Origin of the sequence: Thermus caliditerrae (assembly GCF_021462525.1) — a bacterium.
GTDB classification, from domain to species: domain Bacteria; phylum Deinococcota; class Deinococci; order Deinococcales; family Thermaceae; genus Thermus; species Thermus caliditerrae.
This window is the reverse complement of the sequence record NZ_JAKEDT010000007.1, coordinates 1-21,948: the sequence shown is the minus strand read 5'-3', so window position 1 is coordinate 21,948 and position 21,948 is coordinate 1. Positions and strand designations below refer to the sequence as shown.

Annotated in this window: 18 protein-coding genes, 2 pseudogenes and 1 CRISPR repeat array; of the genes and pseudogenes, 4 read left to right on the top strand and 16 right to left on the bottom strand. The window is 65.8% G+C overall.

What is annotated here, in order from left to right:
• Positions 1-39 precede the first annotated feature (39 nt).
• A complete protein-coding gene (locus L1088_RS05545) occupies positions 40-948 on the top strand; it encodes a carbohydrate kinase family protein (RefSeq protein ID WP_234554076.1) in 909 nt (302 codons plus the stop codon).
• Positions 949-1,002: 54 nt separating this feature from the next.
• Here L1088_RS05545 and L1088_RS05540 read toward each other — a convergent pair.
• Positions 1,003-1,218: pseudogene (locus tag L1088_RS05540) on the bottom strand (DUF4277 domain-containing protein); the annotation flags it as partial.
• 117 nt (positions 1,219-1,335) lie between these two features.
• Here L1088_RS05540 and L1088_RS05535 point away from each other — a divergent pair.
• Positions 1,336-1,605 (top strand): helix-turn-helix domain-containing protein, encoded by a 270-nt coding sequence (locus L1088_RS05535; protein ID WP_234554075.1) that lies wholly within the window; start codon positions 1,336-1,338, stop codon positions 1,603-1,605.
• A gap of 255 nt (positions 1,606-1,860) precedes the next feature.
• Here the strand turns inward: L1088_RS05535 and L1088_RS05530 are convergent, their stop codons facing one another.
• The 15 genes from L1088_RS05530 to cas3 form a co-directional block, all read right to left on the bottom strand.
• A complete protein-coding gene (locus tag L1088_RS05530) occupies positions 1,861-2,073 on the bottom strand; it encodes a hypothetical protein (RefSeq protein WP_234554074.1) in 213 nt (70 codons plus the stop codon).
• Positions 2,074-2,193: 120 nt separating this feature from the next.
• A complete protein-coding gene (locus tag L1088_RS05525) occupies positions 2,194-3,258 on the bottom strand; it encodes a putative CRISPR-associated protein (protein WP_234554073.1) in 1,065 nt (354 codons plus the stop codon).
• Between the two features lie 27 nt (positions 3,259-3,285).
• Positions 3,286-4,095 (bottom strand): type III-B CRISPR module RAMP protein Cmr6, encoded by an 810-nt coding sequence (gene cmr6, locus L1088_RS05520; protein WP_234554072.1) that lies wholly within the window; start codon positions 4,093-4,095, stop codon positions 3,286-3,288.
• A 193-nt stretch (positions 4,096-4,288) separates the two neighbouring features.
• Positions 4,289-4,738 carry a type III-B CRISPR module-associated protein Cmr5 gene (gene cmr5 / locus L1088_RS05515; RefSeq protein ID WP_234554071.1) on the bottom strand — a complete coding sequence of 150 codons (450 nt, stop codon included), beginning with the start codon at positions 4,736-4,738 and terminating at the stop codon, positions 4,289-4,291.
• A gap of 2 nt (positions 4,739-4,740) precedes the next feature.
• Positions 4,741-5,541: a type III-B CRISPR module RAMP protein Cmr4 gene (gene cmr4, locus L1088_RS05510; protein ID WP_234554070.1), complete on the bottom strand. Its 801-nt coding sequence runs from the start codon at positions 5,539-5,541 to the stop codon at positions 4,741-4,743.
• A 3-nt stretch (positions 5,542-5,544) separates the two neighbouring features.
• Entirely contained in the window at positions 5,545-6,696 is a 1,152-nt protein-coding gene (gene cmr3, locus L1088_RS05505) for a type III-B CRISPR module-associated protein Cmr3 (RefSeq protein WP_234554069.1), read from the bottom strand.
• Positions 6,677-8,191 (bottom strand): type III-B CRISPR-associated protein Cas10/Cmr2, encoded by a 1,515-nt coding sequence (cas10, locus tag L1088_RS05500; RefSeq protein WP_234554068.1) that lies wholly within the window; start codon positions 8,189-8,191, stop codon positions 6,677-6,679. Before cas10 ends, cmr3 begins: the two co-directional genes overlap by 20 nt.
• Positions 8,188-9,441 carry a type III-B CRISPR module RAMP protein Cmr1 gene (cmr1, locus tag L1088_RS05495; RefSeq protein WP_234554067.1) on the bottom strand — a complete coding sequence of 418 codons (1,254 nt, stop codon included), beginning with the start codon at positions 9,439-9,441 and terminating at the stop codon, positions 8,188-8,190. Before cmr1 ends, cas10 begins: the two co-directional genes overlap by 4 nt.
• A gap of 84 nt (positions 9,442-9,525) precedes the next feature.
• Positions 9,526-11,393: a CRISPR direct-repeat array (repeat unit 37 nt; unit sequence GTTTCAATCCTCACCGGCCCTTTCGGGCCGGTGCAAC).
• Positions 11,394-11,582: 189 nt separating this feature from the next.
• A complete protein-coding gene (gene cas2 / locus L1088_RS05490; RefSeq protein ID WP_135260054.1) occupies positions 11,583-11,882 on the bottom strand; it encodes a CRISPR-associated endonuclease Cas2 in 300 nt (99 codons plus the stop codon).
• A 9-nt stretch (positions 11,883-11,891) separates the two neighbouring features.
• A complete protein-coding gene (gene cas1c / locus L1088_RS05485; protein WP_234554131.1) occupies positions 11,892-12,902 on the bottom strand; it encodes a type I-C CRISPR-associated endonuclease Cas1c in 1,011 nt (336 codons plus the stop codon).
• A 5-nt stretch (positions 12,903-12,907) separates the two neighbouring features.
• Positions 12,908-13,492, bottom strand: coding sequence for a CRISPR-associated protein Cas4 (gene cas4, locus L1088_RS05480; RefSeq protein ID WP_234554066.1), 585 nt, complete (start codon positions 13,490-13,492; stop codon positions 12,908-12,910).
• The gene (gene cas7c, locus L1088_RS05475; RefSeq protein WP_135260057.1) at positions 13,482-14,381 is read right to left on the bottom strand and encodes a type I-C CRISPR-associated protein Cas7/Csd2; all 900 of its coding nucleotides are present in this window, start codon (positions 14,379-14,381) and stop codon (positions 13,482-13,484) included. Before cas7c ends, cas4 begins: the two co-directional genes overlap by 11 nt.
• Before the next feature lie 9 nt (positions 14,382-14,390).
• Positions 14,391-16,238, bottom strand: a complete 1,848-nt coding sequence (cas8c, locus tag L1088_RS05470) for a type I-C CRISPR-associated protein Cas8c/Csd1 (protein ID WP_234554065.1) — start codon at positions 16,236-16,238, stop codon at positions 14,391-14,393.
• The gene (gene cas5c / locus L1088_RS05465; protein WP_234554064.1) at positions 16,231-16,908 is read right to left on the bottom strand and encodes a type I-C CRISPR-associated protein Cas5c; all 678 of its coding nucleotides are present in this window, start codon (positions 16,906-16,908) and stop codon (positions 16,231-16,233) included. Before cas5c ends, cas8c begins: the two co-directional genes overlap by 8 nt.
• A 10-nt stretch (positions 16,909-16,918) precedes the next feature.
• Positions 16,919-19,453 (bottom strand): CRISPR-associated helicase Cas3', encoded by a 2,535-nt coding sequence (gene cas3 / locus L1088_RS05460; protein ID WP_234554063.1) that lies wholly within the window; start codon positions 19,451-19,453, stop codon positions 16,919-16,921.
• Between the two features lie 158 nt (positions 19,454-19,611).
• Here cas3 and L1088_RS05455 point away from each other — a divergent pair, with 158 nt between their 5' ends.
• Both L1088_RS05455 and L1088_RS05450 read left to right on the top strand, forming a co-directional pair.
• The gene (locus L1088_RS05455) at positions 19,612-19,890 is read left to right on the top strand and encodes a hypothetical protein (protein ID WP_234554062.1); all 279 of its coding nucleotides are present in this window, start codon (positions 19,612-19,614) and stop codon (positions 19,888-19,890) included.
• 411 nt (positions 19,891-20,301) lie between these two features.
• Positions 20,302-21,371 (top strand): annotated as a pseudogene (locus L1088_RS05450) (integrase core domain-containing protein); the annotation flags it as partial.
• Positions 21,372-21,948 lie beyond the last annotated feature (577 nt).

The following is a 21,948-nucleotide window of genomic DNA, read 5'->3' as shown; positions in this document are numbered from 1 at the left end:
CCCCCGGATTGTAAAGGGGATGACCAGGATAATGGGGGTATGTTGGCTTTGGCGGGCGAGGTCCTGGTGGACCTCTTTCTGGAGAGCGAGGTCCCGCTGCACTTGGCTGGGGTTCTTGGGGGCTCGGCCCTGAACACTGCTACCACCTTGAGCCGTCTGGGCTTCCCCGTGCGCTTCTTCTCCGAGGTGGGGGAGGACTGGTTATCCCTCTGGAGCGAGGAGGAGATGGGGCGGCGGGGCCTCGAGGCCTTCTTGCAGCGCCACCCAGGCCCCATGCCCCTGGCCCTGGTGCGCCTGGATGGGGGAGGAAATGCCCTCTACAGCTTCCACCGGCCCTTCCAGGCGGCCTACCGGCCTGCGCCAGGGGGGCTAAAGGGGGCGAGGGTCTTCCACTTCGGTTCCCTCTTCGCCCTGGAAGGGCGCACCGCCGGGGGCCTCGAGGCCCTCCTCCAGGAGGCGGAGGGGGAAGGGGCCCTTCTCTCCTACGACCCCAACCTGCGGGCCCGCCCTTCCCCGGAGGAGCGGCGGCGCCTGGAGGGCTACCTGGCCCGGGTGGACCTCCTGAAGCTCTCCCTGGAGGACGCCCGCCTTCTTTTTCCCGAAGGCCCCGTGGCGGCGGTCCGGCGGCTTCCCCCGCCCCTCAAGGTCCTCACCCTGGGGCCGGAGGGGGCGGTGGCCTTCTTCGGGGAGGAGGAGGTGCGCCTCCCCGGGGAAAGGGTGGCGGTGGCGGACACCGTGGGGGCGGGGGACAGCTTCACCGCCGGGCTGCTCGCCCTCCTCCTGGGGAAGGGGTACGGGAAGGCCAGCCTTCCCCAGCTTTCCCTTCAGCACCTGGAGGAGGCCCTAAGAGGGGCCATCGCCCTCTCCGCCCTGGCCTGCACCGTGCGGGGGGCCTATTTGCCGGAAAGGGGGCTTGGAGCCTGGAAGAAGCGCTATTTAGGGGATTAAGTGCCCCTCCATTATACTTGCCCCATGCCAGCCCCTCTGCGCATCCACCTGAGTCCTGAGGAAGNGGCCGAAGAGGTAAAGGGGGGAGGAGAGGAAGCCCAGGGCGTTGAGGACTGCGGCCTTCAGGGCTACCCCCGTGCTCACCTTCTCCCCCGGGCGGGGACCTACCCGCCTGTCCACCAGGGATACCAGTCCGATGCGGTCCAGGATGCCGGCCACCAGGCCCAGGTGGCCGAGGTCGTACACCTGCAGGTCGGGAGTCTCTGCCACCCCAAAATCCTACGGGAAGGTGGGAGGGGTGCGGAATGTGGGATGAGAACCTTCATGGTCCCATTATTCGCCGCCCTGCGGGCCGCCATGGCTTTCTCCCCCGGCGCTGGGGCCTAAGTGCCCCTCCATTATCCTTGCCCCATTCCAGCCCCTCTGCGCATCCACCTGACCCCCGAGGAAGCCGCCCAGCTGCGGGAACTGGAGACCAACCCCGTGGTGCCCCACAAGGTGCGCCGCCGCGCCCAAGCCGTCCGCCTGGCGGCCCAAGGATGGACCGCCCCCCGCATCGCCCGCCACCTGGGCCTGGACCGGGCCACGGCCCGGCGGGACCTCAAAAGCAATCCCGATGACCCGATCCGAGGGGACGGCGTCATGGGGAATTCGTAATCCCTTTGTTTGCTACTTGATCTGCACCCCTTGGGTATGAGAAAAGGGGGATGCTATGCGACCCGATCGCGAGCATCCCCAGAACATAGCCTGACGGCTGACCTACCATCTTGACACAGGTACCCTCCTGGCGGCTACCTAAATCTGGGTCGGTCAGCCGAAGGCTACGTTCCTGACGCCCTCAAGGCCCTCCAAGCCCAAGGCATCCGCCTCCCCAAACCCTGCGCCACCAAAAAGCTACCCCAGACTTGACCGCTATACGGCATAGAGGCCCAGAAACCGCAGAGCAGCGAGGGGGTTGAAGGAGAACGCCTCCATGGCCCCCTTCGTCCGGCGAACTCCTCTGCGTTTCAGCCACAGCACCCGATGTGCCCGCAACACCGCCAGCACCTCACCCCCACGCCCCCACACCTGAGAAGCGCCCTCCCGCAAAAGCACGTCCCGCACCCAGAAGGAACCGTTCTCCACCTCCCACCGCCCTACCCCAGCCTCCCCCAGCGCCCGGGCACCCGCCTCCTCAACGTGCTTGCCCAGAGGTCAAAGCATCCGTCCCGTCCCCGGGCTGGTCAAGGCGTACCCCCGTCCGCATCACCCTTCCCAGGGAACAAACGTTTCGGGCTCGTGGTCCTCCCAGCGGAAACCCTCTTTGCACAGACGATCGTACTCCGGGCCATGGCGGGTCAGCGCGAAGACATACAACTTCCCGTCTCGCTCCGCATAAAAGACCCGTTCGTCCACGTGGCCTGTGGGGTAAGCCAAGGCGTCCCCCCCACCGCTCTTCAGTTCGCTGTTTAACCGGCGGTTGGGCAAGCGCAGGTTCTCTAATACCCTCTTAAACTTCTCGCGGCTTGACGGGTCCATATCCGACCACTCCCTGTAGGCCTTTGGGGAAAGAAGGATGGGAATCTGCTGAACCTCCTCCCGTTTTAGCCGGAAAGCCTCTATATACGCTTGGCCTAGGGGCGAAAATCCAACAACCACCCCGCTGTCGAGCTTAGACTCTTCAAGGAGCATCCCCACTTCCGTAGGAAGGGCTTTCAGGCGGGACTCTACCTCTGCTTTTGGCCGTGTCTCTCCCTCACCCTCCATCAGCCATTGGAAGAAATCCCAATGCCAAGCGATGAGCGCATCGTCCCAGTTGAGGGGCGTGGGGGGAAGATAGACTATTTCCTTGAAGCGCTCATGCATGTAGTACACCGGTACCTTGAACACGAGGCCAACAACCGTGGCATAGGCGATCTCCGCTTTGAAACCCCCCGTGGCGTTGATCAGCACCTCCCTGCCCCTCTTGCGAGCAACGCTTACCTCCTGTGCCAACGCGTGAACAAAGCTTTTTAGGCCGTAATCCACGAAACCACGCGCCTCGTAGCCGAGCCCCTCTATTGTCTTATGGGAACACGATACTCCCCGCTCCTTCAAGTACCCCTCCAACAACTGGGCCACCCGTTGCCCTTCAGGGGTATTGCTCACCAGCAGGCGAACTTCGTCCTCACCCGGCCTAAGGGGCAAGCCCTCTAAAGAGTTGATTTCCGCGCTGGCTTCCGCGGGCTTTCTCCGCAGAAAATCCAAAATCTCGCCGTCCTCCGTCAAGCCCTCCCTTTGGGCGTTGCTCAAGAGGCTAATGCCCACCGTGGTAATGATGGTCCGTGCCATATCCCTCACCTTTCCTTTCACCTGATTCTAAGGCCTTTCGCCTGATTCTAAGGACTTCAGGATTCTATCGATCTCCTGAAGCTCCTTCTTGTCGAGCCCCAGCTGAAGAAGGCGTTCCCGCACCGCCCCGAGGGTCTGCGTCCTGTGCCCTGGGGGATAGGGCGAAAGCTTTGACGCCAACTCCCGAACCCCACGGACCGGGTCCTGGGGATTGATCCTCTCCACAAAGGGCCTTAGCCTTTCATAAACTTCTCTGGCGAAGTCCGCTTCTGTTTTTTGCTCTTCCACCCTCACGCGGAAGTACCCGTAGCCCGAATGGGTTTTGGCCCCAAGGCCCAGGTGGGTCAGCCCCCACTCCAGGAGCCTCGCAGCCAGGTTGGCCCACCCAACCCCCCCCTCCGGGTAGGTGATGGGAACCCAGAATGTGGAGCCGGGTTTTACGGAGAGAAAAGGTATGGGTACCGGATCGTCAAAGTCCGTGGGCCAGGTTGTCCCTCGAGTCTGGTAGTAGGCAGGGTGATGGGGAGTGATCACGTCCAGCTGAAGGGGTTTGTGGGTCCCGGGGTCTAGCAGACCGTCCCAAAAGACCAAATGGGCCGCACTTTCCGGAAGTCCTCTTAGGGGATCAGGACCCGCACCCAGGAGGACCGCCCTCTCCTGCTCGCTGAGCCCCGCCCGAGCCGACACCCGGCGCAGGAGCCCCTTAAGGGCGCTCCCTGGCAAATAGGGGATGCCATAGGTGTGGTGGAGGGTGAGGCCCACCTCCAAAGGGCTGGCGTTGCCCAGGCCTATGGCCAGGGGTGTGGAGGTGGTGGCCTCGAGCCATACGGCACCCATGGCGGTAAGGGCTTCCTTCCAGCGCCTGAAAAACCCAGGGTAGGCACGGGGCAGACCGGCATCGGCTACCCCCTGTAAAAACTCCCAGGTGCTTGCGGCATTCCCCTTCCTGCCCCCCTGCTTCCGTTCGGGCACGTAGTGTTGCAAGGTTAGCCCAACGTGTTCGTATTGCCGATCCTTGCAGCCGTGAGGATCAGGCCAGCTCCTCGCCTTGGCCGGGTTCACCTCTCACCCCCGTGTGGACTCCCAGGACGCTCGCGGCAAAGCGCTTGAGGTAGGCCCAGGTCCCCAAAACCCGACGGGTTTGCCCCATGTAGAGGAGGGCATCCCCCTGCGCCACCGACTGTACGGGATCCTCCACTCCCAGCACCCGCCCCACGTGATCCAGAAGGAGCCGGTAAGCCCTGGCGCGCGCCCTTTCCCTGGAGGCCTCCTCCCCCCCTCGCCCCCCTTCCTCCCCAAGGGCCGCCTTCCCGGCGGCGAAGGCCAGGGCCTGGACCAAGCCGCACTGCCGCACCATGACGGGGAAGCTGTGGCAGAGGGCGCCGTAGATCTCCTTCACCTCTGGCTCTTCACCCTCGAGGCTCCGCACCAGCTCCAGGGCCAAGCGCAGGCTCCTTTGGGACCTGGTCTCCAGACCCATGCCTATCCTCCCAGGCTCGCCAGGCGGCGCAACAACCCCCGCCCCACGCTGCCCTGCCCTCCCACCTGTAGGTACGGCCGGTCCAGCTCCTGGAAGGCCTCCTCCCTGGGGGCCAGGGCGAAGCAGTAGAACACAGACTCCGCAGGGATGGCCTCCTCGTACCAAGGCCCCTCCTCCACCGTCTTGCTCTCCGCCTTGAGCCGTACCCTGGGGATGACCTCTAGCCCCATCTCGCAGAAGAAGCCGAAGACCTCGTCCGATACCACGGCAAGGTGCCTTCGGAAAAGCTCCGCCTCCTCCCCGCCCACCCACCGGGCAAGCTCCTGGACCAGGTCCTCGGCTCCCCCGGGGATGGCCTCCAGGTCCAGGTCTTCCAAGGACACCTGCTCCCCGCAGACCAGGCCTGTTTCCTTGGGCAAGAGAGCCTGCGCCTGCCCTGGGGATGGGAGGGGAGCCTTCAGGGGAGGCAAACCCAGGACCTCAAGGTCCCTGCGCAGCCGGCCCAAGACCGTGGGCGAGGTGATGAGGGCAAAGGTACCCATATGGGAGCGCACAGCAAGCAAGAGGATGCGGGCGTCGGTGAGGGTAAGCTCTGCGGCCCTTTCCTCTGAGCCGAAGATGTGCTCCGCCTCATCGCCCTTCCTACCGTCCCGCAACACCCCCTTGAGGCTGCTGGCGGGGATTACGGGAAAGCCGGTGGACTTCTCACGGGCCACGGGAAGGTCCACCACGCTCTCTGAGGCTTGGCCCGTGCCAGGATGCACGGGCGTGAGGGCTTGCCAGAGGACCAGTTTCGCCTTCACGGTCTACCACACTCCCCAAAGGGCGAGGCCAAACCCGTCCTTGCGATCCCTTTCGGCATCGCTCACGGGCCTGAGCCAGCTCTCCAACAGGTGGGAAGGATTGCCCTGCTCCACTTCAAAAAAGTAGACGCTCCCCGCAGGAACCGCCCAGCGTACGGGCTTAGGCCGGTTCTCCCGGAGGGACCAGCCGCTTATGGCCTCCCGCCGCCCCACCGCCGCGGCCACCAGGCGGAGCCTTACCTTGGACAGGCCCCGCGGCAGGTGCAGCGCCCCCGTGCCCGCGGCCTCCAGCCAGCCCGGCTTCCAGCCCCCGCGGAAGAGACCTGGGGTGGCGAGGATCAGGCGTACCCTGGCCTTTTCCCCCCTGGCCACGGCCTCGTCCAGCTGCTGGAACTTCTCCCGGATACGGGCGGGCGGGTCCCACCAGCTCCGGGAGAGGTCTTCCAAGACCCGCACCGCGGCCGGGCGCCGCTCCCCCCCGAGGTGGCCTAGGGGGGCGGGCCTCGCCCCGTTGGGCAGGGCAACCCGGGCCCGCAGGGTCAAGGCCCTGACCCCGCCCTGGCTCCCCCTTTCCTCCAAGACCCTGTAGGCCACGCTGAAGAGTTGCCCCTCTAGGGCCTTGCCCGTTTCAGGGTCTATGGCCACGTGAACCCGGGTTTCCTCCGGGGGGCCTGGCCTCCTGCTGGGGGAGACCTCCTCGGAGAGAAGCCACTTCTCCATCTCCCCGGCGCTCCAGAAGGCGTAGCCGGAGGCGGGCTTCACGTCCCGGTCCACCTCCAGGGGAAGGAGCCCCTCGGGAAGATTGCACCCAGCCCCCTGGGGTGGGCTATAGGGGCGGAGGCGCATGGTCTGGGGGCGCCCGCCTTCATCCAGGTAGACCACCGCGTCCTTGGGAGCCGGGAAGAGGAACTCTCCCTCCTGGACCAGGAGAGGGCCGTAGACCGGGATATCGCGCAGGAAGTAGAGGTCCCGCGCGGTAAACCCGCTTTTCTGGTCCAGGCCCACCTGGGTGCGCACGAAACCCGCCAGGGTGCCGGGCGGGGGCAAGGCCCGGCCGCGGGCGTGGGTTTCGGCGCCCTCGGCGGCGGAAAAGGGCCTTCCATCCCGGAAGAGCAGGGGAGTTAGGGCCTGGATCTCAAGCACCGCTTCTGGCATCTTGCCCTCTTTCCTCCTTCCCTATGCCGCCCAAAAAGCGGGCGATGACCAGTTGCTTGGCGAAGACCTCCAGCTCTCCTGGGCCGGCAAAGGCCGGCAGGAAGGGTTCTTCGCCCCGCCTTTCCTTGCGCCGGAGGATGCGCCGGGCCTCGGCGTTGAGGAAATCCGGGGGGAGGTCCTCCGGCCACTCCCGGGCGAGACGCCAGAGCTCGTAGGCCAGGCCCCGGCTCAGGCTGTTTTCGGCATAGAGCCTGACCAGGACCTCCCAGTCCAGCTGGGGGCTCTCCAGCTCCGCCCACCGGCGCACCACCACCAGGGAGGAGCCGCTCCGGGTGTGCAAGGCTACCGCCAGCCGGTCACCCTGCTCCTCCCTGGGGGCCGCCTTGTTCTTGGCCGCCCTCTCGGCTCCCCGGGCGGCCTCCAAGGACAGGGAAAGGGGCTCGCGGTAGTGGACGATGGCCACCCCAACGGAAAGGGTACCCCCCACCTTTTCCCGGAAGGCCTGGGCCAGCCTCTTGGCGCAGACCACGGCTTGGTTGGCGGGCAAAAAGGCCAGGACGTCGTCCCCACCGGAGTAGACCAGGAGCCCGTGGTGCTCCCTCACGATGGTGTCGGCCACCTTGGCGAACTTCCCGATCTTTTCGGACAGCTTCCGGTGGGCCTCGAGGCTGGCCTGGCGACCGATCAGCTCCCCCATCCGGTCCCCGTCGGCCACCAGGATGGCGAAGTAGGGCCAGGGTTCAGGGACGCCGTCCTCCTCTTCCCCGGGGACGTCCGCTGCTGTGGCCTGGGGGTGGAGGGACCTCCTCGCCAGGACGCGGGTACTTTCCACCTGCCCGTGTTTCAAGACCCCGAAAAGCCGCTTGAAAAGGGAGATGGCGTCCAGGTGCTCCGTGGGCTTGATGCGCAAGGGCCGCTTGCCGTCCTCGGTTATGAGGTGGGCATCTCCCCACTCCCGGGCGTTGATGACCGCGGCCCAGGCGGGATCCAGGGGGGACTTGGGTACCCCTTGGTCCCCCTGGTCCAGGGGCGCGAAGTCCCGCAGCGCCTTGCGCCCGGCCAGCATGCGCTCCACGGCCCGACGGGCTGCGGCGTAGTCCTCCTGGAAGGGCACCCAGGCAGCATAGAACTCGAGGAAGTTGCGGAGTTGTGCCTTGGCCCGGTCCTCTTGGATTTTATCCCGATAGCTCCTCGGAAGCCGCCCGACAGCCGCCTCCCACTCCTGCAAAAGGTACTCCTCAAGCCGAAGGCGCACCTCCTGGACCAGCCTCTCGGGAGGGGGCTTATCCCCCAGCTCGGCCAGGACCTTGTTGACGCCCGTGACCTGGGGGTCGGCTGGGAAGATCAGGGAGGCTCCTCCCTTTTGAAGAACCTCGGCAGCCTTGCGGCTGAGCGCCTCCAGGATGCGGGAGCCGGCGTAGAGGTCGGCGGTGCGGCGGCCGGCGGCGATGAAGTCCTGCACGGGGCCGATGGATAGGGAAAGAAGGTACCTCATAAACGGATCTCCTCCGTAAAGCCCGCCAGCTCCGCGGCCCGCATTAGGGCTTCCAGAGGGTTTTGGGCACCGAGGCTGACCAACACCTCCTCCTCAGCGGGCCCGGGGAAACTCAGGTCCAACTCCCAGGCGTGGGGGGATTCCTGCTTGGTTATGCGGATCCGCTGCGGAGGAGGGGTCTTGAGGAAAACCACCGCGGGGCGGATGGTGCCGTCGGCAAAGGCTATGGGCTTGAGGATAACGGGCGAGGCCATGCGCTTCCCGCGGGGGTGGAGGGCCTCGAGGGTGCCTGCAAAGGTGCGTTTGCCCTTGAATGCCTGGTACACGATGGGCAGTCCATAGAAGGGTTTGACCAGGCTCACCCTGGGGTGCCCCGGCTTGAGACCGAGGAGAACCTTATGGTCCTGCCAGGCTGTGGGCCCTGTGGGCCGGTATTCGCTGGGGAAATGCCCCTTGCGGAAGCGGGCCCAGAACTCGCCCAGACTCCGCCAGGCCTCATGCCCTTTGGGCAACCCTCCATGGCCCCGTGCGGCCGGGCCGAGGCGGATGATTGCCCCTGCGAGCGTGGTATGGGAGGATTCTTGCGCCGGATGGGCAAACCATTCCCTGAGATGCCCCGGGGACTGCGGCAGCCACTCCTCTTTGTCTTCTTCCACTTCCAAAGCTCCAAGCCCCCGCCGAGTCCTGGCCCCAACCCCTCCAAAGGCAACCCAGGCGCGGATGGCTCGGCGGAGCGCCTCCGCCTCTTCCACAGAGAGATTATGGATTATCCGGAGGGTGAAGCTCACCCGCTCGAAGCCGGCGTCCTGCCCCTTGTTCTCGCTGGGCCTGGCTTCAAAAGGGAACAAAAAGAATCTTTCCCGCGGCCCGGAAGATGGTTTTACTTTCGGGACGAGCCTTGATGGGGTGGTTTCGCCCGCTGCATCCTGCGCTTCCACCCTGAGGATGACCCTTGACGGGCGCTCGGTGCTCCCCCAAACGGCCTCCTCGGCCAGAAAAAGCTCCTCTGGCGTGCGGAAGCCCGCCCCCTCCGTTGCCCGCCACCAGAAGCGCAGATGCCCCCGCAGGCTGGATGGACGGATGGGACGCCTCGCGTCGGCTTGGCCGGGTATGGCGCCACCACCGAACATCGGGGTTATAGTGGCTAACTTCAGTTCCCACTCCTCCCATTTCGGAGGGGTGGAGATGTCGAAATCCGGTGCCCTAAGGGAGATACGCCTCGGCATAGACCTCCGTTTGTAGGAAAGCATAGCAGAAAGCCTCCCTCAGTTTCAATGGCCTTTCGGGTCAGTGCAACGCAAGCCCCCCGGCGCTTTGGAGGTGCCCGAAAGGGCGTTTCAATCCTCACCGGCCCCTTCGGGCCGGTGCAACAAGAACCTAGGGCTTGAAGACGTGCGCACCAAAGAGTTTCAATCCTCACCGGCCCTTTCGGGCCGGTGCAACCTCACCAAAATCGCCTTCCACCACGCCAACTGGCAGTTTCAATCCTCNCCTCACCGGCCCTTTCGGGCCGGTGCAACCGGCTGACCGGGCGGGCGAGGTTCCTCCCCTCCGGGGTTTCAATCCTCACCGGCCCTTTCGGGCCGGTGCAACGGCATCGCCGCCGGGTACGTCTACGAGCACGAGCGCGTTTCAATCCTCACCGGCCCTTTCGGGCCGGTGCAACTTGGACGGGCCGACGTAGGTAGTAATGGGCTGTTCGTGGTTTCAATCCTCACCGGCCCTTTCGGGCCGGTGCAACGTTTTCTGCTCAGAGGGAGCCCTTGAGATTGGAACACGGTTTCAATCCTCACCGGCCCTTTCGGGCCGGTGCAACCAGGTTAATCCTGTGGGACGGTCTGCTGAAGTCTCTGTTTCAATCCTCACCGGCCCTTTCGGGCCGGTGCAACACCTCCCCGTCCTCTGCCCGGACCGCCTGGAGGAGGTTTCAATCCTCACCGGCCCTTTCGGGCCGGTGCAACTGGGATGGTGTGCTGGGCGATTTGCGTGCCGTCGGAGTTTCAATCCTCACCGGCCCTTTCGGGCCGGTGCAACGCCCACCGGACCGGCGCAGGCGGGACCTGGACAACATCCTGTTTCAATCCTCACCGGCCCTTTCGGGCCGGTGCAACGGCCAGGGCGTCCAAGCCCTCCCTCACGGCGCCCACGTTTCAATCCTCACCGGCCCTTTCGGGCCGGTGCAACCCGCCGAAGCCTCGTCCCGCAAGCGCAGGATGATTTCCAGTTTCAATCCTCACCGGCCCTTTCGGGCCGGTGCAACGGTCCAGCGCATCTCCCCCACGATGCCCCCCGGCGTTTCAATCCTCACCGGCCCTTTCGGGCCGGTGCAACCGGACCCGCGAGGAGGCGGCCAGCAGGAGGGTGGAGTTTCAATCCTCACCGGCCCTTTCGGGCCGGTGCAACACTCGGTGGGCTCCAGGTAAGGGGTGCGGACCAGGGTTTCAATCCTCACCGGCCCTTTCGGGCCGGTGCAACATCCTGCAGGAGGCCGGGGCCTCGGTGTCCCCCGTGGTTTCAATCCTCACCGGCCCTTTCGGGCCGGTGCAACTCCCGGGGGATTGGCGCAATCCAGGTTGCGCCGTCATGTTTCAATCCTCACCGGCCCTTTCGGGCCGGTGCAACATGTCTACTGCGACCGGTGCGGCGAGCGAATGGAGGTTTCAATCCTCACCGGCCCTTTCGGGCCGGTGCAACGAAATGGAAGTCCGGGAGGCGCTAATCGAAGTCTTGTGGTTTCAATCCTCACCGGCCCTTTCGGGCCGGTGCAACGTGCAGGATGTGAGGGACTACATCTTGGGCGTGATTGCTGTTTCAATCCTCACCGGCCCTTTCGGGCCGGTGCAACGTGGGGGCTCTCGCGGATGGCCGCCATCACGCGGGTTTCAATCCTCACCGGCCCTTTCGGGCCGGTGCAACATGACGGTGGTGGCGGGTGGGATGATGCCCCGCTCCAGTTTCAATCCTCACCGGCCCTTTCGGGCCGGTGCAACTACGGCTCCAACCAGTCCGTGGCCCTGCGCCCGTTTCAATCCTCACCGGCCCTTTCGGGCCGGTGCAACACGGCCTGGGGGAGCGGGATATATGCGTCCCCGAGGGGTTTCAATCCTCACCGGCCCTTTCGGGCCGGTGCAACGCCTGGGGCATCGCCGATATGCTCGCCCCGTGGTTTCAATCCTCACCGGCCCTTTCGGGCCGGTGCAACTCTGCCTTCTACCATAGCAGTCTGGGAGGGGAAAAGAGAACCCTCTTGCGCGAACCCCCCTGCGCCGACCTCCGCCGAAGGGTCCAAAGGGTGAAGGGGAATGCAGGTTTTCAAGCTCCCCGACGGCTCTTGCCGCCTTGCGCGAACCCCCCGGGATTTTGGCGCTCACTTGGGGTCCGCGCAAGCCCATCATAGGACCAGGGGCTCATCAAAGTCCGTGTAGTGGTCCTTGCCGTGGGCCCGCAGGGACCTTTCCCTTCCCCCGTGGAGCACATAGATGCGAAGGCTGTCCTTCTCCAGGTCCACCACCTTCAGGAGCTTGGCCTCGAGGTCTTCCAGCTGGGCCCTGGTCACCCGGCACTCAAAAAGGGAAAGCTGCACCCTTTGGCCGAAGTTCTTGCACACCTGGGCCACGCGCCGTAGCCGCCTGCGCCCCTCTTCTGAGAGGGTGTCCACATCGTAGGCCACCAATATGTCCAGACGTTCCATCGGCCCTCCCTAGCGCACCCAGAAAGCAGGGTACCCGGGCAGGTCCCCCCGCAGGTGGCGGGCCAGAAGCCGCGCCTGAAGGTGAGGTAGGAGACCCACGGGCACCGGTTCCTTGAAGAGGGGATGCGTTATCTCCTCCTGTTTGCGCTTCTGGTAGGCCACGATCACCTCGCGCCTCCCCTCCTCCGTGAGGAGCACCGCACCCCCAGGCCGCTCCACAAAGTGCTTGGCCTCCAGCTGCCTGCGGTTGAGGAGGGTGAGGGCCAGGCGGTCAGCCCACCACGCCCGAAACTCCTCCACCAGGTCCAGGGCCAAGGCTGGCCTTCCCGGGCGCAAGGCGTGAAGGTAGCCCACCTGGGGGTCCAGGCCCACTCCCTCCAAAGCGGCCACCGCGTCCGCTACCAAGAGGGTGTAGAGGAAGGAGAGGAGGGCGTTCACGGGGTCACGCGGGGGTCGTTTGACGCGTCCTTGGAAGGAAAAACCTGGGGCAAGGATCATGTCCCCGAAGGCAGAAAAGTAGGCCGCGGCGGCCTGTCCCTCCAAGCCCCGCACCTCCTCCAGGGTGCGTGCCTGGGAGAGGTACGCCAGGACCGCCTCCTGGGCCTCCACAGCTTGGCGGAGCAACCCCGAACCCTCCCGCTCCCGCAGGGCCCTCTGCAACACCGCCTTGGCGTTGCGCACCTTAGCCCCCACGAAGGCCTTGGCCAAGGCCAGGGCTTTGTCTTCCCGGTCCAAGGCCTGGTGCTGGGCCCGCCGCAGGAGCACATTCCCCGACACCGGCCCCTCCAGGCGCCCCTGGAACCGCCCCGACTCGCTCAGCCACACCACCGCTCGCCCGTCCTCCGCACAGCGGGCCAGCAGGAAGGGGCTCACCAAAACGTTGCCGAACAGGACCAGCCCCCCCAGGTGGTGGAGGGGGACCTGCAGGCGTAGCTCCCCCTCCACCTCCACCCGCACGGTATCCCCTTCCAGGCGCAGGTAGGCACCTTGGGTCTGAACGAACAGGGTGTTGAGCAGCACCCGGTTCAATGGAGCTCCTCTAGAGACCAGGCGGCCAGGTGGGGCATGCAGGCGTCCACCAAGGAACAGTCCCGGCAGCGGGCGTCGTGAACGGGAGGGGGGAGGCGGGCCGACTCCAAAAGGGCCCGCACCTCCACCGCCGTCCTCTCCACCAAGGCCCTAAGCTCGGGGGTAAAGCGCACCTCCCGCCTACGGCGGCTGGCCCGGTAGAAGAGCGCCCCTCGAGGCACCTCCACCCCGAGCATCTCCTCCAAGCAGAGGGCTTGGGCGCAAAGCTGCACCTCGTCCGCCAGGCGGGCCCTTCTGGGCCCTACCTTGTGCTCCACCGGGTAAGGGGCGCCCCCGTGGAACTCCACCACATCCGCCCGCCCCACCAGGCCCAGGCGCTCGGAGAAGAGGGGCAGGGCGTACTCCACCCGCACCCCCTCCCGCACCATCCCCTCGGGGACGTCCACCCCCTCGTGGGCCCGGCGCCCCCGCAGGGTGAAAAGGTTCTCCTCCCAAACCCCTTCCACGTGGATGAGGGCGCACTGCCGGGGGCAGTAGACGTAGTGCTGCAGGGCGGAGATGGGGATGGGTTCATCCCCCATGGGGGGTCAGCACCTCCAAAGTCTCAGGGCGGACCAGCCAGGTGAGGTGGACCCCAGGGAAGCCCTCCAGGGGGCCCGCCTCGGGAGCCACCACCCGGTAGTCGGCGAAGGCCCGGGGGGCCCCCACGCCCTCCCGCCTTTCCACCCGCACCAGGTCAAAGAGCCGGTGGGCGGGGGCGTTGCCCTTGGGGTTCTCATGGGTGAAGACCGCCAGGCCCCGCACCGCCATGAGGCCGCGGCTGGCGGAGCGGTCCTCGGTGAAGAGGTGGGTCATGGCCTCCCAGAAGGCCTCGAGGTCCCCTCGGTCGACCCCCGTGTCCTCGGCCAGGTAGGGGCTGAAGAAACCGAAGGCCCGGTAGAGCCCGTAGGGGACCAGGGGCTTGCGGCCCATCTCCGTGGTTCCCGTTTCCATGCGCTCCTCGCTGGTGCGGGCCTGGCGGGTGATGGGCACGTCCCAGGGGAAGACGGGGTCGATGGAGCGGGCGAAGGTGAGCTGCACCGGCCCCCGCACCTGCCCCGCGTTGTAGTCCCCCGTGGAGAGCACGGCCCCGAAGAGGCGGATGTCGTAGTACCGGCGGCACATCTCCCGGCGGAGGTCCTCGCTGGCCCGCTTTTTGTCCGCCTGAATGCCCTTCTCCTCAGCGGCTTGCTTGATAAGGGTGTTGAGGGCCACACGGCTTTGGATGAAGATGGGAAGCCCCAGGACCTTCTGAGCGTAGTCCCGCACCTTGCGCTTCAGGGCCACATCCGTGACCACCCCGTGCATGGTCTCGGGGTCTACCCGGGGGAGGTTACCCGCGTCCGGATCGCCGTTGGGGTTTCCCTGCCACACGTCAAAAAGCAGGACAAAGTCGTGCCGCTTCTTAGGGTCCAAGTGGATGTCCGCCATACCGCCTCCTCACTCCTGGTCTGCAGTTTCCCCTCTCTCTTCAGCCCAGCCCTCCGTGGCAGCAGAACCCGCCTTGCCCTTACCCCGCCCCGCCCGGAAGGCGGCCCGCTGGGCGTAGAAGCCTAGGGCGAACTCCGCCTGCTCCGGCAGGCTCAAGACCTTGGGGAAGCCCCCGGCCTGGGCGAGCCGGGTGAGGATCTCCTCCGCCAGCTTGGAAACCTCCTGGCCCACCTCAGGGAAGTGGGCGGTGGTGGCCTGGCGGAGGAGAGGGCCGAAGGTGGAAGCCGGGGCCAGGGAAGCGGCCCCATAGAAGCGATCCACCAGGGTCTGGTTGATCTTGAAGTTGGAGGCCCGCAGCTGGGCTTCCTCCAAAACCGCCAGGAGCCTGCCGCAAAGGTAGGCCGGGGTGTTCCGATCCGCGCTCAGGGTCGCCATCTCTTTTGCCTCCTCCCTTCCGTGAAATAACCCTAGCTTAAGGGCCGCCACCAAGGGCCAAAGGGAGCGCCTTCGCTCCCAATCCCCCCGGTCGGGGTTCCAGAGTCTGGGGTTGCGGAGGCGATCCAAAGCCATTTGCCACAAGCCCTTAGGAGGGCTTTGCCCCAGGTAGGCGGTGCGCAGGAGGCCCCGCACCAGGTTGGGGTTTTCCGAGCCCAGGGCCTCGAGGACCTCCCCCAGGCTGGGCACCCGGGGAGGTTCCCCCCAGGGGCCCACCACCCGCAGGCCCTCCAGGAAGCTGGCCAGGTGTTTTTGCAACTGGGCCAAGGAGGTGGTGATCCACTCCCGGACCGCCACCCGGCCCACGTTGGGGGAAACCACCGCCAGGTAGAAGGCATAGGCCTCCAGGGTGAGGCCGGCCTCCTTGGGCCGCCAAGGGAGCCTGAGGAGGGCCTCCAGCTGGCCCAGGGCGGGGGGCGGGGCCTCCCCTCCTCCCTCCCCTCCCAGCACCTGGGTGAGGTTCCGGAGGAGGTCCTCCTCCCCCCACGCCTCCCCTCCCACCTCCAAGGGCGCGGGGGCCTTGAGCCAGAAAAGGGCGGTCTGGTTGGCCAGGCTGTCCCGGCTCTCCCGCTCCCGCACCAGGTCCAGGCGGTGGAGGGGGTGGTCCACCAGGTAGTTGAAGGCGCGGGTGGCGGTGTCCCCGCAGGGGAAGCAGAGGCCCAAGGGGGCCTGCTTCTCCGGCTCCGCCCCCCCTTGGAAGGAGGGGAAGGCGCTGGCGTTGAAGGAGTGGAGGGGCTTGGTGCCCGCCAAGCGCACCCCCAAGGGGATCTTCCCCACCAGCCTCACGGGGGAGGCCCCGCACACCGCGCACTCCCCCAGCACCGCCCGCTTGTTCCCCTTGGCGCCGGGGGCCGAGCGCTCCGCCAGCTCCTCCTGCCAGAAGGCCTGGGCCTCGGGGTGCTGGAAGAGGTGCTGCCCAGCCAGGGGCCCCCACTCGGGCACGAAGGAGACCCAATCCTTGGGCCTCACCTTGGGGAAAAGGGGGTGGCCCTGCAACCTCCCCGAGCGCAGGAGAAGAAGGAGCTCCCCCACCGCCTGCCGCAGGTTGGGGTCCCTAAGCCCCTTCCACCCCAGGAACTTGTCCAGCAGCTCCAGGAAGAGGCGGTGCTTCTCCTGGCCCTTGGGGCTCGGGTCCACCCCCAGAGCGTAGGCCCCCTCGTCGGCCAGGAGGTGGGCCTCGAGGCCCGAGGTCCGGCCGCTATAGGGCCGGGCCCAGTCCAGGCTGGCCTCCCGAAGCTCTGCCTCCCCAGGGGAAAAGTGCACCACCCAGCGGATGGGCTCGGCGTAAGGGTAGAAGCCGGGCGGGGGGAGCTTCCCTTCCCCTTGCAGCCGCTTTCCCAGCTCCACCAGCTCCCTAAACATCCCCCTCCTCCAAGCGGTAGAGCTCCTGGTACTTGGCCGCAGGCACCTCCAGCCACCCCCCCTTCACCTCCGCCTGGAAGAAGAGGGGGTGGGCGTAGCCCTGCACCCGGCCCCGGGTGGGGTGGCGGAAGGCGAGCTCCGGCCTCTTGGGGTCCGGCACAAAGGCCACGTCAAAGAGCATGGTGCCGATGGGGAGGTCCAGGGGAGGCGGCTCCTCCCCCGCAGCGGGGGCGAAGTGGGCGGGGAACTCCCTCGTGCCCAGGTAAGGGGGATGGTGGAACTGGCCCCGCTCCACCCGGCGGCGGAGCTGGTCCAGGTACTTGGCCAGGGGGTCCTGGGCGTGGGGCCTCAGGACCAGGTCCGCCTCCAGGAGGTAGGCCACGCCCTTGAGGAGAAGGGTGGAGCGCTGGGCCCGGTGGTCCTCCACCACAAGGGGCTCCCGCCCCTGCCTGCTGGTGAGCTCGTTGCGCAGGACAACCACTTGCGTGCCGAGCTGCAGGACGCCGATGCGGCGGATTTGGTAGCGGAACTCCGGCTTCCAGAAGATGGCCTCCAAAAGCCCCCGGGCGGCGCTGGGGGTGATGAGGGGGTAACTCACCCGCTCGGTTTTGAACTCCGGGCGGGTGAAGCAGGCGTAATCCCCCCAAACCTTGATGCGGATGTGCGCCACGGAACGCCTCCTAGATCACCAAGTCTGCGGGATCATTATAAGCTTCCACGATGCCCCGCCTGGGGTCGTACCCCCCCGTCCAGTGGAAAAGGCCTGGGCGAAGCTCCTCGGCGAAGGGGGAGCGGTGGGCTTCCCTGCGGTAGAGGTTCACCAGGTAGGGCTGGAGGGCGCGGAAGGCCTCGAGGGAGGGCGCGGCCAAAAAGGCCTCCAGCGCCTCTTTGGCCCCCTCGTAGGGGACCACCACGGGAACCGTGTCGTCCCGAATGAGGCGGTAGCGCTCCGCCACCTTGGGGAAGCTCATCTCCCGCCGGAGGTCCTGGATGCGGTGGGCGTCCGTATTCACTCCCTGGAACAAACGCCGGAAGTATTCCCGGTAAAGCCCGGGGTCGTGGAGCCTTTCGGGATCCTCCCGGTTCAGGAGAAGGCGGGCCAGCCCCATCCCCTCCTGGTAAGGACCTGAAGGGCTCCTTCCTCCCTGGGGCTCAAACAGCACCACCTGGCCCCCCGAGGGTTGTTGTCCTTCCCGGTTGCAGCGTCCCGCTGCCTGCACCACCCGGTCCAAGGGGCCCACCGCCCGCCAGACCTCGGGAAAGTCCAGATCCACCCCGGCCTCCACCACCTGGGTGCTGACCAAACGCACGGGTTCCCCTGAACGAAGCCTCCGGCGCACCTCCGCCAAGACCTCCCGCCGGTGGGCGGGGCAGAGGAGGGCGGACAGGTGGAAGGCGTGGGGGTCGTCCCCTAGGGCCTCCAGAAGGGCGAGGGCGTCCTTGCGGGCGTTGAGGACCACCATGACTTGGGGCTTGCTTCGGACCTCTTCCGCTAGAGCTTCCCAAGAGAGGGGCTCCCGCCGGAAGGCGTAAGCCACCCTCCGAAGCTGGGCAAAGTGCTGGGGGTAGTGGGGCACCATCTCCCGCACGGGAAGCCCGGAAAAGCTGGGAATGGCCTCGAACGCGGGTTGGGTAGCGGTGGAGAAGACCACCGTGGCCCCGTACCCCCCCTCCTCCACCGGGGTGGCGAGGAGGCGGAGGACCTCGAGGGTGGGCTGGAGGAGCTCCGGGGGCAAAGCCTGCACCTCGTCCAGGAGGATGACGCTCCTCGCCAGGCGATGGAGCTTGCGCACTTTGGCCGGGGTATTGGCAAAGACGCTCTCAAAGATCTGCACCGTGGTGGTGACCACCAGGGGGAAGTCCCAGTTCTCCGTGGCCAGGCGCCAGCGGATGGCCTCCTCAGACTGCTCCTCGCCCACGGAAACCTCGTAGGCGGAGTGGTGTTCCAAAACCGCTTCCTCCCCCAGGATCTTCCGGTACTCCTGGGCGGTCTGGTCGATGATGCTGGTGTAAGGGATGGCCACCACCACCCTCCTCAGGCCGTGGCGCAGGGCATGCTTGAGGGCGAAGGCCAAACCGCTTCGGGTTTTCCCTCCTCCCGTGGGAACGGTGAGGCGGAAAAGGCCTGGGGGAAGCTCCGCGGCCTCGAGGCACGCCTCGTAGACCTCCCGCCGAACCCGGTTCACAAGGGAGTCGCGCGCGTGGGCTGAAAGCCTCGCCTGGTCCTCCTGCAGCCTGCGCCACATCTCCTCCAGGGTGGGGGCCTGGCCCCGGCGCCGGGCCGCTTGGGGCTGGAAGTGGGCCTCCGTGTCCAGATAGTCCGCATCCACCAGCGCGGAGAAGGCCATTCGCACCAAAAACTCAAGCCTGGTGCCGTTATCCCCTTGCCCCCTCGCCACCACCTCCTCGACGGCCTTGGGCAGGGACTGGGCCAACACCCCCGTCATCCCCCAGGCTTGGAGGACGTCCTTAATCCCTTGCAACGCCTGCCTTTCCCGCAAGGCTGTGGCCAGCTTCTGCTGGGCTTCGCCCCTGTCCGCAAGCCCAGCGTGGTGGCCGAGCACCGGCAGAACCAAGGCCTCCCAGCCGGGGACCTGGCATCTGCCCAAAAAGGCGCAGGCCAAGGCTGCGCCCCAAAGGGCGTGGGGGCTTCCCTGTGCCCTTCGCCCTTGGGCGGCGGCGCGGAGGTAGGCCTGGAACTCCTCCCTGGCCTTGCCCAGATCGTGGAAAAGGGCCAGCGCCCGCCCCAGGGCAGGGGCTCCAAAGGCCTGGGTAAAGCCCTCAGCGCGGAGGGAGGTGGCCTCCAGGTGGTGCCTGAGGGGGTGCCAACGGCCCTCTGCGTTTGGGCTGTGGGCGTAAAGCTCGCTTCCCATACCATCCGGCTCCTCTAGGTGTGCTTCGGGAGCTCCGGCCCCCCGCCCGCTTCCCCCATCCCCATCGCCGGCTCCAACACCAACACCATTGTTATAGCGAAGAAGCGCCTCCCCTTCGGGGTTCTCCACGGCCAAAATCACCTCATCCTTCCGCAGGTCGGCCACGTAGGCCTTGGGCTTGCCCAAAGTCCAGGCGTAGGCCATCACCTGGAGGCGGTAGGCCTCGAGGTCCACCTCCTGGTCGGTCTGGTGGTCCAAAACCCAGTCCGTCCCCGCCCGGTCGGCCCAGCCCTCCAGGCGCACCCCCGCCACCTCCAGGGCCACGGGAACCTCCTTCGCCAAAGGGCCCTCCCGGAAAGGGGCAAACGCCTCGTTGGTAAAGAAAACCTGGGCCAGCCGGAGGGCTTCCTCCCTCTCCTTCTCCTCCGCGCCGGGGAAGGCCTCCGCGTTTTCGCGAAAAACTCTCTTGCCCCGGAAGACGCGGGGACGAAGGAGGAGGCATGGGTTTCCGGATAGAAGAGGTCCTAAAGGCCCCGGGCGAGGGCAGGAGCGGCTGCGACGAGGAACTGCGCCGCAAGGTGCAGGAGCAAGCCCAGCTCCTCCGTAAGGGGGAAAACCCCATAGCCCAAGCACTCTACCTGGGGCGCCAAGCCCTCCTGGCCGTGGTGCAGGGACGGGAACGGGAGGCTTGCCGTCTTCTTCTGGAAGCGGTCCGCTGCCTCCTCTGGCCCAAGGGGGGAAGGTGTTGGAGGTCGGGCTCTGGCGCTGGGCTGATCTGACTCCCGAAGCCTTCTTGGAGCGCTACCATAACGCCAGCTACGCTCCCAAAGAGGGGCTGGCCGCTTAGATCGAGGCTGGGGTGCGGAGGGGGAGGCTGGACCTCGAGGCCTGGCAGCCTGTCCTGGAAATCCTGGGGAGCCCCTAACCGAGGCCGCCAGACTGGCCTGCTCGGAACCCTCCCCCATCCACCCTTCAGGTGCCAAAACGGTGAGGGCGCCTTCCTGCGACCACCTCTTTGCCCGCGCCCAGAGGAGCGCCCTCGGATTTGGGGCCTGACTCCAATGTCCCTGCTTCATGGGATTGCCTTGGCTCGGGGTTGTTATCTGCAGAGCCTGAACCCGGACAGACACATGTGAGACTGGACGAGTAAAAATGTGGGGACCACTCCAGGAGAGAGGGGGTCCCCACGGATGCAGCTTACCACGGTTGGCAAAGAGGTTTTGCGGGGAGCACAAAAGGCCCGGGAACTCCAAGAGGCCGGGGCCGGCGATCCCACGGTTCAGGACCGCTTACGGAAGCTCAAACAGGTGGAGGCGCTCAGGAAATACCGGGTGGGCTGGCCCGAGATCCAGGAGCTTTTGGGGATCAGCCGGGCCACCTATTACCGCTGGCGGAAACGCCTCAAGGAAGAGGGCCTTGCCGGTCTTAAGCCTCGGTCAAGACGTCCTCAGCGCTTGCGGAGGAGGATTTACTGGTCTTCCGATCTGCTGATCCGGGTGGAAGCCCTAAGGAAGGAGAACCCCACCTGGGGCCGCTGGCCGATTTGGCTGACCCTAAGGAAGGAGGGCTTTGCGGTGAGCGAGCGCACCGTGGGGCGGATCCTGGCCTACCTGGAAGCACACGGCCGCGTGGAAAGCGTAGCTGCCTTTCTGGCCCAGGCCCGGCGGGGGAAGGGGGGGCGAAGACCCAGGAGGCCCTATGCGCAAAGGAAGCCCAAGGGATACGAGGTGGGTCACCCTGGCGACCTTATCCAGGTGGATACCCTCACCGTGACCCTGGGCCCTGGGGAGACGATCCAGCACTTCTCGGCCGTCGACCTCTTCACCCGTTTCTCCCTTGCGGAAGTCCACACCCGAGCCACGGCCAACCTGGCGGCCAGCTTTCTTGCCCGCCTGATGGTGCAAGCGCCTTTTCCTATCCGTGCGGTGCAGGTGGATGGGGGCAGCGAGTTTATGTCCGATTTTGAGGAGGTCTGTGAACGTTTGGGCGTTAAGCTCTTCGTTCTTCCTCCGAGGAGCCCCAAGCTCAATGGTCACGTGGAGCGGATGCAGCGGACCTTTAGGGATGAGTTCTACACACGGCCGTTGCCTTCACAGATCCCCGAGCTCCAAAGGGAGCTTGACGCCTACCTGGACCACTACAACCGCCGGCGACCCCACCGGGCCTTGGGGGGCCTGGCCCCTTTAGAGTACCTGGCTAGAATACGGGGGGAGGCGGTCCCCACAGAGTCTCAAATGTGTTGACCGACTACAGAGCCTTGCTTTTTCGTTGGCCACATAGTAGCTTGCTACTGAAGCAACTTTGCGCAGTACACCTTTTGGGTACATGGAACTGCAGCTTGTGGAAGTTGCTTCAAGGAGGTGTGTATGCCATTTGGCCTTTACGAGGTTAGCGGGGGTACATATAGCTTGGTCCGTCGCTTAAGCATAAATAACATCGTAGTTCACCCAGCTCTAGCAAAAGGGTTTTTAGCCCGCACAGCAGGGTCGGGACGTGCAGCTCTGGATGAGCAGGGCTGCTTCCCAGCCGGTGTGGAAAGCTCTTTAGGTACATCTTGGCATTTGGATGAGGTCGCTATTCTAGCTTATCTCTTAAGCTCTTTGAAAGGATCATCGTCAAGCAACTCACCAGAAGGCTCAGATTCTTCGAAGAACCAATGCGCCAGCAAAGATCTGCACGATTTGCGAATAGTGGTGGATATCACTCCCGGTAAGCCCACTGTCCATTTGGCTCAAAACTTGCACCTCCCGAATACCCTGCATGAACACCCCCTTCCCCCCGCAGGCGGGGGCCAAAGACCCAAAGCTCCCAGCTCGGCCATGAGGACCCGCAAGACC